Annotated in this window: 15 protein-coding genes; 1 reads left to right on the top strand and 14 read right to left on the bottom strand. The window is 59.3% G+C overall.

Annotated features, from left to right (window positions below):
• Positions 1-8: 8 nt before the first annotated feature.
• From AC6BYQ_RS17800 to lpxO, 3 genes are all read right to left on the bottom strand, one after another.
• A complete protein-coding gene (locus AC6BYQ_RS17800; RefSeq protein WP_498057291.1) occupies positions 9-707 on the bottom strand; it encodes a CTP synthase C-terminal region-related (seleno)protein in 699 nt (232 codons plus the stop codon).
• Between the two features lie 114 nt (positions 708-821).
• Positions 822-1,742: a kdo(2)-lipid IV(A) palmitoleoyltransferase gene (gene lpxP, locus AC6BYQ_RS17795; RefSeq protein ID WP_063918681.1), complete on the bottom strand. Its 921-nt coding sequence runs from the start codon at positions 1,740-1,742 to the stop codon at positions 822-824.
• A 300-nt stretch (positions 1,743-2,042) separates the two neighbouring features.
• A complete protein-coding gene (gene lpxO, locus AC6BYQ_RS17790; RefSeq protein WP_019453182.1) occupies positions 2,043-2,948 on the bottom strand; it encodes a lipid A hydroxylase LpxO in 906 nt (301 codons plus the stop codon).
• A 247-nt stretch (positions 2,949-3,195) separates the two neighbouring features.
• On the opposite strand from lpxO, the gene AC6BYQ_RS17785 reads away from it, so the two are divergent.
• Positions 3,196-3,537, top strand: coding sequence for a KPN_00521 family repetitive protein (locus tag AC6BYQ_RS17785; protein ID WP_019453181.1), 342 nt, complete (start codon positions 3,196-3,198; stop codon positions 3,535-3,537).
• A 126-nt stretch (positions 3,538-3,663) separates the two neighbouring features.
• Here AC6BYQ_RS17785 and fis read toward each other — a convergent pair whose 3' ends face one another.
• The 11 genes from fis to acuI form a co-directional block, all read right to left on the bottom strand.
• Positions 3,664-3,960 carry a DNA-binding transcriptional regulator Fis gene (gene fis / locus AC6BYQ_RS17780; RefSeq protein ID WP_000462905.1) on the bottom strand — a complete coding sequence of 99 codons (297 nt, stop codon included), beginning with the start codon at positions 3,958-3,960 and terminating at the stop codon, positions 3,664-3,666.
• The gene (gene dusB / locus AC6BYQ_RS17775; RefSeq protein WP_004936856.1) at positions 3,942-4,946 is read right to left on the bottom strand and encodes a tRNA dihydrouridine synthase DusB; all 1,005 of its coding nucleotides are present in this window, start codon (positions 4,944-4,946) and stop codon (positions 3,942-3,944) included. Before dusB ends, fis begins: the two co-directional genes overlap by 19 nt.
• 393 nt (positions 4,947-5,339) lie before the next feature.
• Complete coding sequence (gene prmA / locus AC6BYQ_RS17770; RefSeq protein WP_498057290.1) at positions 5,340-6,221, bottom strand: 50S ribosomal protein L11 methyltransferase; 882 nt, start codon at positions 6,219-6,221, stop codon at positions 5,340-5,342.
• 11 nt (positions 6,222-6,232) lie between these two features.
• Entirely contained in the window at positions 6,233-7,678 is a 1,446-nt protein-coding gene (gene panF / locus AC6BYQ_RS17765) for a sodium/pantothenate symporter (protein ID WP_435981426.1), read from the bottom strand.
• The gene (locus AC6BYQ_RS17760) at positions 7,668-7,910 is read right to left on the bottom strand and encodes a YhdT family protein (protein WP_004936865.1); all 243 of its coding nucleotides are present in this window, start codon (positions 7,908-7,910) and stop codon (positions 7,668-7,670) included. Before AC6BYQ_RS17760 ends, panF begins: the two co-directional genes overlap by 11 nt.
• Positions 7,911-8,062: 152 nt before the next feature.
• Complete coding sequence (accC, locus tag AC6BYQ_RS17755; protein WP_019453177.1) at positions 8,063-9,412, bottom strand: acetyl-CoA carboxylase biotin carboxylase subunit; 1,350 nt, start codon at positions 9,410-9,412, stop codon at positions 8,063-8,065.
• 12 nt (positions 9,413-9,424) lie between these two features.
• The gene (accB, locus tag AC6BYQ_RS17750) at positions 9,425-9,892 is read right to left on the bottom strand and encodes an acetyl-CoA carboxylase biotin carboxyl carrier protein (protein WP_019453176.1); all 468 of its coding nucleotides are present in this window, start codon (positions 9,890-9,892) and stop codon (positions 9,425-9,427) included.
• 32 nt (positions 9,893-9,924) lie between these two features.
• Entirely contained in the window at positions 9,925-10,377 is a 453-nt protein-coding gene (gene aroQ / locus AC6BYQ_RS17745) for a type II 3-dehydroquinate dehydratase (RefSeq protein ID WP_498057289.1), read from the bottom strand.
• Between the two features lie 287 nt (positions 10,378-10,664).
• On the bottom strand, positions 10,665-11,264 hold the full coding sequence (msrQ, locus tag AC6BYQ_RS17740) for a protein-methionine-sulfoxide reductase heme-binding subunit MsrQ (protein ID WP_498057288.1): 600 nt from the start codon (positions 11,262-11,264) through the stop codon (positions 10,665-10,667).
• Positions 11,265-12,266 carry a protein-methionine-sulfoxide reductase catalytic subunit MsrP gene (gene msrP, locus AC6BYQ_RS17735; RefSeq protein ID WP_063918684.1) on the bottom strand — a complete coding sequence of 334 codons (1,002 nt, stop codon included), beginning with the start codon at positions 12,264-12,266 and terminating at the stop codon, positions 11,265-11,267.
• A 155-nt stretch (positions 12,267-12,421) separates the two neighbouring features.
• Complete coding sequence (gene acuI / locus AC6BYQ_RS17730; RefSeq protein ID WP_435981427.1) at positions 12,422-13,399, bottom strand: acrylyl-CoA reductase (NADPH); 978 nt, start codon at positions 13,397-13,399, stop codon at positions 12,422-12,424.
• Positions 13,400-13,576 lie beyond the last annotated feature (177 nt).

The following is a 13,576-nucleotide window of genomic DNA, read 5'->3' as shown; positions in this document are numbered from 1 at the left end:
GCTTTTTTTTATCCGTTAGCGGCGGTTTTGACGAGCTCCACCACCAGCGGTGAAAGCTCGCCGCGCAGCGCGGCGCGTTCCGACTGGAACAGCGTGGCGACGTAAAAGCGCCGGCCCGGCAGTTCGATAGCGCGCACGTCGCCTTCGGTGTCGTGGCCGCTGATGATCAGCGGGAAGCGCTCAAGATCGGCGACGAATTCCGGATTGACGCCGAAGTTGCAGTGGTAGCCTTCATGGGTGTTCAGGCTGCCGTAGGCCCGCGCGACGCGGCTGCCCGACTGAAAAACGATGTCGCCGGTTTTTTCCACCAGCGAGCAGCTCAGCGGGGCGATCACCAGCCGGCCGCCGCTGTCGGTTTCGGCATGACCGGCGTCGTGCCAGCCCATCACGTTGCGGGCGTACTCGACGATAGCGTATTGAAAACCGCCGCAGGAGCCGAGGAATGGCACGTCGTTTTCCCGCGCATGCCTGATCGCCATAAAGGCGCCGTCGTCGTGACGATACGGGCTGCCCGGCACTACCCAAACGGCGTCGAAATCTTGCAGGACTTCGGGGGAGGTCAGGGTTTCGGTCGGCAGCCATTGAGGCTGAACGTCGATGTCGAGGTGAGCGGCGGTAAGCTGGAGCGCCACGGGGATGGCCTGATGGGCGACGGCTTGCGGATTGTAATCACCGACCAGAGCAATGCGGACTTGAGCTTTCATCATTTCCTTTCCTGTGCGGGTAAAAAAGGAGATTACAGCAAAGCGGGATATTGAGCCGCCGTTTTTTATACGCGGCGCACAAAAAAGCCCGGCGTTGGCCGGGCTGGCAAGAGAAGCTCAGTACAGCGACGGCGCGCCGGCCGGTCGGGTTTTGAAGCGGCGGTGCAGCCAGAGATATTGCTCCGGCGCGCGCATGATCTCTTTCTCGATCACTTTGTTCATGTAGGCCGCCGCCGCCTGTTCGTCGCTGAGCGGATAGTCCTCCAGGGCCGGCTGAATCAGCAGGTCGTAGCCGCGCCCGCCTTCGCGGCGGATCAGCACCACCGGCACCAGCGCCGGATTGGCCATGCGCGCCAGCATAAAGGTGCCGCTGGTGGTGGCGGCCTGATCGACGGCGAACAGCGGGGCGAATACGCTGCCGCGCGGGCCGTAGTCCTGGTCCGGCGCGAACCACACCGCCTCGCCGCGCTTGAGTGCGTGCACCATGCCGCGCAGATCCTTGCGATCGATCATCGCCTTGTTGGAACGCATGCGGCCCTTGGTCTGCGCCCACTCCATCGCCTTGTTGTTGTGCGGGCGGTACATCGCCATCATCGGCTGGCACAGGCCCATCGCCCGGCCACCCAGCTCCAGCGACATGAAATGCACGCCGATCACCAGCACGCCGCGATCGTCCCGCTGCGCCACTTTGAGGTGATTGATGCCGGAGACGTTGAACCAGCGCTTGACGCGTTTATCCGGCCAGAACCAGGCCATACCGGTTTCCAACAGCCCCATGCCGAGAGATTCGAAGTTGCCTACCACTTTGCGTTCGCGCTGCGCTTCGTCCATCTCGGGGAAGCACAGCTCTAGGTTGCGGCGGGTGATGGCGACGCGGCGCTTAAGAAAACGCATCGAGGTGCGGCCCATCCATACCCCCAGCCGGTTGAGCAGCGGGTAGGGGAGCTGGACCAGCAGGAACAGCAGAGCGAGGCCGAACCAGGTCAGCCAGTAGCGCGGGTGCAACAAGGCCGGTTGAAATGCTTTTGCAGGTTTCATAGAAACTCGTTTTATACGTTAAAGGGGGCAGCAAGCTGTAACGCATAAAGGTTCCACTCGATAGCGATACGACCACTCAGACACCCGGGCATGACCAGGGTTTAGTCAGAATTCCATAATTGACTAAACATTTACATTCGAAGGGCGGTTTGCGCTGCTATCAGGCTTCGGAGGGATAGCTGTTGGCCAGCGGAGGCGGCTCTAGGAATGCTTATGCTAGCACAGGTTACGGGGTGTGGCGGAAGAGGGGCATGCGAATATTCTCATTCGCGTTGCCCCTGGATTGAAGATTGGCGCGTTTTATAGGCTGGGAATGATAATGGCGGCGAAAATTGCGGCGATCACCAGCCATTTCAGCAGGTAGTAGCCGCGGCGATTGCGCGCTTTCAGGCGCTGGCCGGCGTCGCGCACCGCATTGACGTATTTGAAGATGCGGTTGATGCCGCCGGTGCGGTCCTGGTCGTCGTTCGGCGAACTGGCCGCCGACATCAGCGTGGAGCCGACCCAGTGGTTGACCGCCTGCGCCCAGCGCCACTTCATCGGCCGCTCGACGTCGCAAAACAGAATGATGCGCGTCTGGTCGGTGGCGTTTTGCGCCCAGTGCACGTAGGTTTCGTCGAAGATCACCGCCTGGCCGTCGCGCCAGCTGTGTGACTCGCCGTCCACTTCGATAAAGCAGCGATCGTCGTTAGGCGTCATCAGCCCCAGGTGATAGCGCACCGAACCGGCGTAAGGGTCGCGGTGTTTACCCAAATGGCTGCCGGGCGGCAGCTCGGCGAACATAGCAGCTTTGACCGACGGGATGCGGTTGAGCAGCTCGACGGTTTTCGGGCACAGCGTCTGCGCCGAAGGGTGGCTGTCGCTGTACCACTTCAGATAAAAACGTTTCCAGCCGCGTTTGAAGAAGGTGTTGAAACCGGCGTCGTTGTGCGACTGCGCCTTTTTGATGTGATCCTGCAGACGCACCGCTTCCTCGCGGATCACCTGCCAGTTGTCGGTCAGCGTTTGCAGTTCCGGGAAGCCTTTTTCGTCGAAATAGGGCTGTTTGGCGGGCAAACGGGAGAAACCGGTCATAAACATGTTGATCGGCCCCATAAACGTGGAGTGATCGAACAGTTGGCGGGTAACCTTTTGTTTCTCTTTGCCGCGGGAGTGTGCGTAGAGGAAGCTGACGATGAAAATGCCGATAATGATCGCGGCAACCATAGAATCCATCCGTGTTAGTGCTTGTTAATAATTCGTACAAATTATAGTTTTGTGACAGGAAAAATTTAACGTTTTCGTGCTCTTTGACCGTGATCCGCGTAAGTGGCATAAAAGAACAAGAAATATATTAAAAATAAAATTTTATATCGATTTTTTTGGTTTTAGTCCTATTCTTAAATCGTTCGAGGGGCATTTTATGCCATCTTGTTTCATGACGAATGGCACGTATCTGAGAAAAGAGGGACTTATGAAGAAATCAATCATTGCCTTGTCTGCACTGCTGCTCGCTTCCCCGGTGTTCGCCGCCGATACCGCGACCGACACCGCCGCTCACGCCAGCAACGAGGTCGTTGCCGAAGCGCATAAAGGGGCGGATACCGCCAAAGAAAAGCTGCACCAGTCTCAGGACAAGGGTGAAGAGCTGAAGCTGAAAGCCAAGCACGCCGCCGAAGGCAAGAGCGATAGCGTCGGCAGTAAAGTGAGCGAAGGCTCGCAAAAGGCCTGGCACTCCACCAAACAGGGGTCGGAGAAGGCTTGGGATAAGACCAAGCAAGGGGCGGAAAGCCTCAAGAACAAAGTGACCGAGTAAGGTCTCCGCTTTACCCCAAGGGCCGCGCTGCGGCCTTTTTTATTGCTCGCAAACCGGGAATGCCCCAAAGAAAAAGGCGCCGCCTCTTGCAAGGTTGCGCCTTTTCAACACGTTAACTGACTAGTATCAGTTCATGCCGTATTTTTTCAGCTTCTTACGCAGCGTGCCGCGGTTGATGCCCATCATCAGGGCTGCGCGGGTCTGGTTGCCACGGGTGTATTGCATCACCATGTCCAACAGTGGCTGTTCAACTTCAGCCAGTACCAGCTCATACAGGTCATTTACGTCTTGACCATTCAGTTGAGCAAAATAGTTCTTCAGTGCTTGTTTAACCGAGTCACGCAGAGGCTTTTGAGTCACCTGATCTTGTGAGTTAACGGTAGAAACGGTCAGTACGTCAGAATTTACGCGTTGTTCGAACATAGTTCTGTCAGCTCTTTTTTTACGCTAAGATTTTCGAAATATGCCTCCAACGCCTCCAGCTGTTCGCTGGCATCCTCTATGGCGTTGAATGTGCGCCGAAACTGGTCATTCGGAGCGTGTTCCTGGAGATACCAGGACACGTGCTTACGAGCAATCCGGAATCCCTTGCCTTGGCCATAGAAGCCGTGCAATTCCCGAATGTGCCCAATCAACAAGCGCTTCACCTCGCCAAGCGGCAGCGGCGGCAGCAACTCCCCAGTGTCCAGATAATGCTGGATTTCCCGGAAGATCCAGGGTCTCCCCTGAGCAGCGCGGCCTATCATCAGGGCGTCGGCCCCGGTGTAGTCGAGCACTGCTCTGGCTTTATGCGGGTCAGTAATATCCCCATTCGCGATAATCGGAATGGAAACACTCTGCTTAACTGCCCGAATGCTGTCGTATTCCGCGTCGCCGTTAAACAGACAGGCGCGGGTTCGGCCGTGAATCGTCAGGGCCTGAATACCACAGTCTTCGGCCAGTTGGGCAATCTCTACACAGTTACGATGCTCTGGCGCCCAGCCGGTGCGAATCTTCAGCGTTACCGGCACATCCACCGCGTCAACCACCGCGTGGAGGATCCGTTTTACCAGATCCGGGTACTGCAACAAGGCGGACCCGGCAAGCTTCCGGTTCACTTTTTTGGCAGGGCATCCCATATTGATGTCGATGATCTGCGCGCCGCTGGCCACGTTAATACGCGCGGCGGCGGCCATATCATCAGGATCGCATCCGGCAATCTGCACGGAGCGGATCCCTGGTTCATCGCTATGCACCATACGCAGACGCGACTTATCCGTCCGCCACACCTCCGGGTTGGAGGAGAGCATTTCGGATACAGCCATCCCAGCACCCATTGCATGACAGAGGGTTCTGAACGGGCGATCTGTAATACCGGCCATCGGGGCCGCAATCAGGCAATTAGTAAGCTGGTGGTGTCCAATGCGCATAGACAAAGAGTGACCATACTGTGTCCGCAAGGGCGCGTATATTACGCATTTTTGCGCCGAGATGAAAGGCCAAACTTTAACCAATTGGCCCGATATTAGGGCGAAAAATGCGCTACGCGGTGATTCATAAAAATATTATATATATTTTACAATAAGTTGACGAAAAGTGCTTATTTTGTGTGCGACAAAATATTCGCCTTTGTGCAGGATATTATCTGCATTCACCCGCTGTTTTGGCCGGGATAGCCTGCCTGGAAGGCGCATTGTCAGGGCGATCCGTCGTTGAACGGCGAAAAAGTGGATAAAATTTTGTGTCGTTCGCGGGCCGATCGCCGGACAAAAAAAATCCACCGGCGCAGGGCCGGTGGATGACAGAACGACGCGCCGTGTCGCTTATTTGCGGCGGCCGGTGATGCGGCACCACTCTTCGCGCTCGGCGACCGGGTCGAGCGCGAACTTCTCTTCGTAGGCTTCTGCTACGCTGCTCGCCTGGCTGGCCAGCACGCCGGACAGCCCCAGATGGCCGCCGGCCTTCGGCAGGCAGCCGATCAGCGGCGCCAGCTCGCGCAGCGGGCCGGCAAGGATGTTGGCGACCACTACGTCCGCCAGCAGGTCCGCCGGCTGGTCTTTCGGCAGATACAGCTCCAGACGCTCTGAAACGCCGTTACGCTGCGCGTTGTCGCGGCTGGCCTGAATGGCCTGGGGATCGATGTCGATGCCGATAGCGCGCGCCGCACCGAGCTTCAGGGCGGCGATCGCCAGGATGCCGGAACCACAGCCGAAGTCGATAACGGTTTTGCCGGCCAGATCGAGGCCGTCCAGCCACTGCAGGCACAGCGCGGTGGTCGGGTGAGTGCCGGTGCCGAACGCCAGGCCCGGATCGAGCATGACGTTGACCGCGTCGGGATCCGGCACGTCACGCCAGCTCGGGCAGATCCACAAGCGCTCGCCGAAGCGCATCGGGTGGAAGTTGTCCATCCACTCGCGCTCCCAGTCCTTATCCTCCAGCTGTTCTATCTTGTGGCGGAAACCGGCGCCCAGCAGCGGGCGCTGTTCCAGCATCGCCACCACCTCGGCCATATCGGTCTCGGCGTCGTACAGGCCGATCACGTCGGTATCGCCCCACAGCAGGGTTTCACCCGGCAAGGGTTCGAACACCGGGTTGTCGTGGGTGTCCTGGAAGGTCACCGACACGGCGCCGCTTTCCACCAGCGCGTCGCTCAGGTCTTCCGCCTGGCTGCCGGTGGTGTTGAGTTTGAGTTGGATCCAAGGCATAGCAATTCTCTTCAAGAGGGTAATGATGACGTCGCCCGGCGCTTTTCGCCGACGACGTTACCGAGATAAAACGCCAACAGGCTGAGCAACAGCGAAGGCACGATAGGATGCAGCCCCGCCGGTTGCAGGTTGAAGCTGGCCAATAGCGTATAGCATACCGCACCCGACACCATTGAGCTAAGCGCTCCCTGAGCATTGGCGCGCTCCCAGTACAGGCCCAGCACCAGCGGCCACAGGAATACCGCCTCCAGCCCGCCGAAAGCCAGCAGGTTGAGCCAGATGATCATCTCCGGCGGCCGCCAGGCCGCCAGCAGCACCAGCAGGCCGAGGATCAGCGTGGTCAGGCTGGAAAAGCGCTTGATCAACCGCTCGTTGTGGATCTGCTGCGGCCTCACGCCAAGATAGAGATCCTTGATGATGGTGGCGGAGGATTGCAGCAGTTGGGCGTTGATGGTCGACATGATCGCCGCCATCGGCGCCGCCAAAAAGATCCCGGCGGCGTACGGCGGCAGCACGGTGATCATCAGCGTCGGGATCACCTGATCGGGGATCTTGAGATCCGGCAGCACCGCGCGGCCGAGCGCGCCGGCCAGATGCATGCCGAACATCAGCACTGCCACCACCACGGTACCGAGCAGAATGCCGCGATGGACCGCTTTGCTGTCCTTATAGGAGATGCAGCGCACGGCGGTGTGGGGCAGGCCGATCACCCCGAAGCACACCAGGATCCAGAACGACGCCATAAACGGCAGGCTGAGGATCTGATCGCCGCCCTGCGGCGAGACCAGCGCCGGATCGATCTGCTGCAGCTTGTGCACCGCGCTGTCCAGTCCGCCGGCGGCATGGATCACCGCCACCAGCAGCAACACGGTGCCGAGTAGCATCACCAGCCCCTGCATGGCGTCGTTCAGCACGCTGGCGCGGAAGCCGCCAAAGGCGGTGTAGAGCGCGATGCTGATGCCGAAGATCAGCAGACCGGTGTCGTAAGGAATGCCGGCGGCGGTCTCCAGCAGCCGGGCGCCGCCGATAAACTGCACCGTCATGGCGCCGAGGAACGCCACCAGCAGGCTGAGGCTGGCCAGCCACACCAGCAGGCGGCTTTGGTAGCGGCCATACAGCATGTCATTGAGGGTGATGGCGTTGTAGCGGCGCGCCAGGATGGCGAATTTCTTGCCCAGCACGCCGAGCGACAGCCACACCGCTGGCAGTTGGATCATCGCCAGCAGCACCCAGCCCAGGCCGTATTTGTAAGCGGCGCCGGGGCCGCCGATAAACGAACTGGCGCTGATGTAGGTGGCGGTCAGGGTCATCGCCAGCACAAAGCCGCCCATCGAGCGGTTGCCGAGGAAGTATTCGCTGAGGAAATTCCCGCTCTGGCGGCGGCGATAGGCGTACACCGACAGGCCGAACACCAGCAACAGGTAGGCGATCAGCGGCAGAATCACTTCAGTTTGCATCGCGGTCCTCCAGCGAAATGTCGCGGAACACCGTGCGCACCATCAGCCAGCACAGGCCGATGAACAGCAGCGGCACCAGCAGACAGGCCATTTCGAACCAGTGCGGCAGGCCGGTGACGCCGATGGCGCTGTCCGGCAAATAGGCCGCCAGGCCCCAGGCCAGCAGGTAGAGCAGCGTCAGCCCCAGCGCCCAGCGCGCTTCGCGGTGCGCCTGGATAAAGCGTTTGTCCATCCGTGTCTCCCATAGGTTTACGGTGATGGATTCATCAAAGGTAGGGAATTTTACGGCATGACGGCGTTTTGCCAAGCCGTTACTGGCGGTAGTGCCAAAGAAAAAGGCCGGTGATTAACCGGCCTTTCGTCAGACGATGCTGCGTGGCTGCCTTAGGTTTCCTGCAGACCCAGCTTCTTCTCCAGATAGTGGATGTTGGTGCCACCGTGCTGGAAGTTTTCGTCGTTCATGATCTTCTGCTGCAGCTCAACGTTGGTTTTGATGCCGTCGATGATCAGTTCAGCCAGGGCGTTTTTCATGCGGGCAATCGCCACGTCACGGTTTTCGCCGAAGGTGATCAGTTTGCCGATCATGGAGTCATAGTACGGCGGTACGGTATAACCGGCGTAGATATGAGATTCCCAACGCACGCCGAAACCGCCTGGCGCGTGGAAGCGGGTGATCTTGCCCGGGCTCGGCAGGAAGGTGTTCGGATCTTCGGCGTTGATACGGCATTCTACCGCATGGCCGTGGATCTTCACTTCTTCCTGTTTGATCGACAGTGGCTGACCGGCAGCGATGCGCAGCTGCTCTTTGATCAGATCCACGCCGGTGATCATTTCGGTAACCGGGTGCTCTACCTGAATACGGGTGTTCATTTCGATGAAATAGAACTCGCCGTTTTCATACAGGAACTCGAAGGTGCCCGCACCGCGGTAGCCGATTTCCACACAGGCTTTCGAGCAACGCTCGCCGATGTAGCGGCGCATTTCGCTGGTGATGCCCGGCGCTGGCGCTTCTTCGACCACTTTCTGGTGGCGGCGCTGCATGGAGCAGTCGCGCTCGGCCAGATAGATGGCGTTGCCCTGGCCGTCGGCCAATACCTGAATCTCGATGTGACGCGGATTCTCCAGGTATTTTTCCATGTACACCATGTCGTTGTTGAAAGCCGCTTTGGCTTCCGCTTTCGTCATGTTGATGGACTGCTCAAGGTCTTTATCGCTGCGCACGACGCGCATGCCGCGACCGCCGCCGCCGCCTGAGGCCTTGATGATCACCGGATAGCCGATGCGCTTGGCGAAGGCACGGTTTTTATCCATGTCGTCGGTCAGCGGGCCGTCGGAGCCAGGCACGCAAGGCACGCCGGCTTTTTTCATGGCGTTGATCGCGGAAACCTTGTCGCCCATCAGGCGGATGGTTTCGGCTCTCGGGCCGATGAAGATGAAGCCGGAGCGTTCAACCTGCTCGGCGAAATCGGCGTTCTCGGACAGGAAGCCGTAGCCCGGGTGGATCGCCACGGCGCCGGTGATTTCCGCCGCCGAGATGATGGCCGGGATGTTCAGATAGCTTTTTACCGATGGCGCGGGACCGATGCAGACGGTCTCGTCGGCCAGCAGTACGTGTTTCAGATCGCGGTCGGCTGCGGAGTGAACCGCAACGGTCTTGATGCCCAGTTCTTTACAGGCACGCAGGATGCGAAGCGCGATCTCGCCGCGGTTGGCGATAACAATTTTATCAAGCATGGGGGCGCCTCGTTATTCGATGACGACCAGCGGCTCGTCATATTCGACCGGCTGGCCGTTTTCCACCAGGATGGCTTTCACGACGCCGGACTTGTCCGCTTCGATCTGGTTCATCATTTTCATGGCTTCAACGATGCACAGGGTATCGCCGGCGTTCACTTTCTGGCCCACTTCCACGAAGGCTTTCGCGTCCGGGCTTGGGGTGCGGTAGAAGGTACCTACCATCGGAGAACGAACGACGTGGCCACTCATGGCCGCCGGTGCTGCAGGGGTTTCTGCCGCAGGTGCGGTGGCGACGGCGGTAGCCAGAGCTGGCTGCTGCTGTGCCGGCATCGCGTAGGCCTGCTGCATGACGGGATAAGCCTGCGCCGGTGCGGCACGGCTGATGCGAACCGATTCTTCGCCTTCAGAGATTTCCAGTTCAGAAATGCCTGATTCTTCAACCAGTTCGATCAGTTTCTTGATTTTACGAATATCCATGAGTGTGATTCCGTACTCTTTTTGTGGAGCAATTAGTGGGTTTTCGACAGACGGTTAACCGCTGCCTGTAAAGCGAAAACGTAGCCATCCGCGCCGAGGCCGCAAATCACGCCTACCGCTACGTCTGAGAGATAAGAGTGATGGCGGAAAGGTTCGCGGGCGTGCACGTTGGACAGGTGGATCTCGATGAACGGGATCTGCACCGCCAACAACGCATCGCGCAGCGCCACGCTGGTGTGCGTGAACGCCGCCGGGTTTATCAGAATGAAATCGGTGTTGCCGCGCGCCTGATGGATGTGATCGATCAGCTGATGCTCGGCGTTGGATTGCAGATGGCTCAGGGTAATATCCAATGCGGATGCCTGGTTTTCCAATCCGTTAACAATCTCTGTCAGCGTCGTGCTGCCGTACTTCTCCGGCTCACGCGTCCCCAGCAGATTGAGATTGGGGCCGTTCAGAAGCAAAATGTGAAACTTATCCGCCATTGTGCTGGTATCTCCGGCAATAAAACCATCATCGTAGAAAATAACCCGATGTTACCGATTTGTCACCTGTTAAGGGGTAAATTCACCCTGAGAACAGAAACAAGGTCGGGCATTATAACGATATCGTAGCAATTCGCAGCTAAATACTGGTCTTATCAGCGAAGATATTCAACCCCAAATCGACGAACTCGGGGATCCGTGACAGCAATATGAGCGCTGGAACACAGAAAAAGTTCCCGCCGACGGCGCGTGTTTTTCTACGGCGATAACGCGCGCCGCCGTGCGATTCAGCGCCACCAGGCGCGGAACTTCTTATAACGCAATCCCAGCAGCGCCACCGCCAGCAACGCGTAAATGAACGGCTGGGGTGAAAAGGTTTTGACCGACCACAGGTAGTGGATGGGAGCGAGGATCGCCGCCAGATAGACGAAGTTGTGCAACGTTTGCCATTTGGCGCCCAGTTTGCGCATCGCCCACAGCGTCGACGTGGCCGCCAGCGCCAGCAGGATCAGCCAGGTGAGGATGCCGAGCGTCAAATAGGGCCGGTTCACCAGTTCGCTGCCCAGCAGGCCGAGATTGCTCAGCCCCAGCTCCAGCGTGGAGTAGCTTATCAGGTGCAGCGTGCCCCAGGCAAAGCACCACAGCCCCACCAGACGCCGGCAGCGGAGCAGCAGCGGCTGACGGGCGTAGCGCGCCAGCGGGGCGATCATCAGCGTGGCCAGCAGCAGTTTCAGCGTCATCCTGCCGGTAAAATGCTGGATGTCCTTGGACGGATCGGCGCTGAACCAGCCCTGGTCCACCGCCAACACCAGCCAGAGAAAGGGCAGAAACGCCGCCAGATGCAGGGCGGCTTTCAGCCATTTGATATGAACAGGCGTCAGGCGCACTTAGAAATTCTCCCGCAGATCCATGCCGCGATACAGCGATGCCACCTGATCGGCATAGCCGTTAAACAGCAGCGTCGGTTGGCGTTTGACATCGAGAATGCCGCCGGAGCCGATGAAGCGCTCGGTAGCCTGTGACCAGCGCGGATGATCGACGTGCGGATTCACGTTGGCGTAAAAACCGTACTCGTTCGGCGCGGATTGGTTCCAGGTGGTCGGCGGCTGATCGCGCACCAAACGGATGTGCACGATCGATTTAATGCCTTTGAAGCCGTATTTCCACGGCGTAATCAGCCGCAGCGGCGCGCCGTTTTGCGGCGGCAGGGTTTTGCCGTACACGCCGACGGTCAGCAGCGCCAGCGGATGCATCGCCTCGTCCAGCCGCAGCCCTTCGACGTAGGGATATTTCAGGCCGCCGCCGATAAAGCGATCTTTCTGGCCGGGCATCTGTTCCGGATCGTACAGCGTCTGGAAGGCCACGTAGCGCGCGTTGCTGTTCGGTTCGGCCAGCTTGATAAGCTTGCCCAGTTCGAAACCGATCCACGGCACCACCATCGACCAGGCCTCGACGCAGCGCATGCGGTAAATGCGCTGCTCCAGCGGGAAACGCTTCATCAGATCGTCGATATCCAGCGTTATCGGCTTCGCCACTTCGCCGTCGATGCGCACTTTCCAGCCTTCGGTCTTCAGCCCGCCGGCGTTGGCGGCCGGATCGGCCTTGTCGAGACCGAATTCATAGAAGTTGTTGTAGCCGGTGACCTTGTCTTCCGGCGTCATCGCCAACTGGGCCTGCCAGGCGGCCGGCTTGCTGAATGCCAGCGCTTTGCCCGGCGGCGCCTTGGGGCGATCGTTGCCTTTAAACCACGACAGCAGGTCCGCCTGCGCGCCGGTAGGCAGCGCCAGCGAAGCGGCGGTGATGCCGAGCGCCTGCAGCACTTTGCGCCGCTGGTGGAACACGCTCTCCGGCGTGACGTCGGCCTCGGTCAATTTAGGGTGTTTGTTCATGCTTATGTTCTCCGCGACTGATCCCCGCCGCCGGGGAGCGGCGGGTGGGTCTCCATGAAATAAGCATGGCGTTAAAGCCGGCCGGAAGCGAGGGGGCGCGGGAAAATATGAAATTTCGCAGAAGCCGGAGACCCCCCGTTGCCGGGGGGAGCGCGTCAACGAATCTTCACCAGGGTGCGGCCGGTGATTTGGTTGTTCAGCAGCGCGGCGGCGGTGGCCGGTGCCTGTTCGAGAGGGATTTGGTGCGTGGCCTGCTGATAGAAGCTGTCCGGCAGAATGCCGGCCAGCCGTTCCCAGGCGGTTTGGCGGCGATGCAGCGGCGTATGCACCGAGTCCACGCCCTGCAGGCGCACGTTGCGCAGAATGAACGGCATCACGGTGGTCGGCAGTTGATAGCCGCCCGCCAGGCCGCAGGCGGCGACGGTGCCGTTATAGTTCATCTGCGCCAGCACCCGCGCCAGCAGTTTGTCGCCGACGGTGTCCACCGCGCCGGCCCACAGCTGTTTTTCCAACGGACGCGGCGTGTCGATATAGCCATCGCGGGACATCACCTCTTTGGCGCCGAGCGCCTTCAGGTAGTCGGTATTGCTGTCGCGGCCGCTGATGGCGGTCACCCGGTAACCCAGCGCCGCCAGCAGAGCGATGGCGGTGCTGCCCACGCCGCCGCTGGCGCCGGTGACCAGGATGTCGCCGTCGTCCGGGTGCACGCCGCCTTCCTCCAGCGCCATTACGCACAGCATGGCGGTAAAGCCGGCGGTGCCGATGATCATCGCCTTGCGCTCATCGAGGCCGTTCGGCAGCGGCACCAGCCACTCGCCGGAAACGCGCGCCTGCTCGGCCAATCCGCCCCAGTGGTGTTCACCCACGCCCCAGCCGGTGAGCACCACGCTTTGGCCCTCTTTGAAACGATCGTCGCGGCTGTGGCGCACGGTGCCGGCGAAGTCGATGCCCGGCACCATCGGGAAGTTGCGCACGATCTTGCCTTTGCCGGTGATCGCCAGCGCATCCTTGTAATTCAGGCTGGACCAGTTGATGTCGACGGTAACATCACCCTCCGGCAATTGGCCGCTGTCGATATCTTTGATATGAGCCAGAGTTTGGTCGTCTTGTTGTTCCAATAGCAGTGCACGCATGTCACTCTTCCTCTTGTTTACACTTTTCTATCAATGGCTGAATCACATTTCTTTGACTATATGCATAATAAGCGGCTCAGGCCCTGATAAAGGACAAAAATGGCGCTTGCAGGTTTTATTCCTCGGCAAGGCTTGTTAGGGTTGGACAACCCTTTTAACTAAAGGGTGAACACTCAC

Source organism: Serratia sp. LTN-2, assembly GCF_059740205.1.
This window is presented reverse-complemented; position numbering and strand designations above follow the sequence as displayed.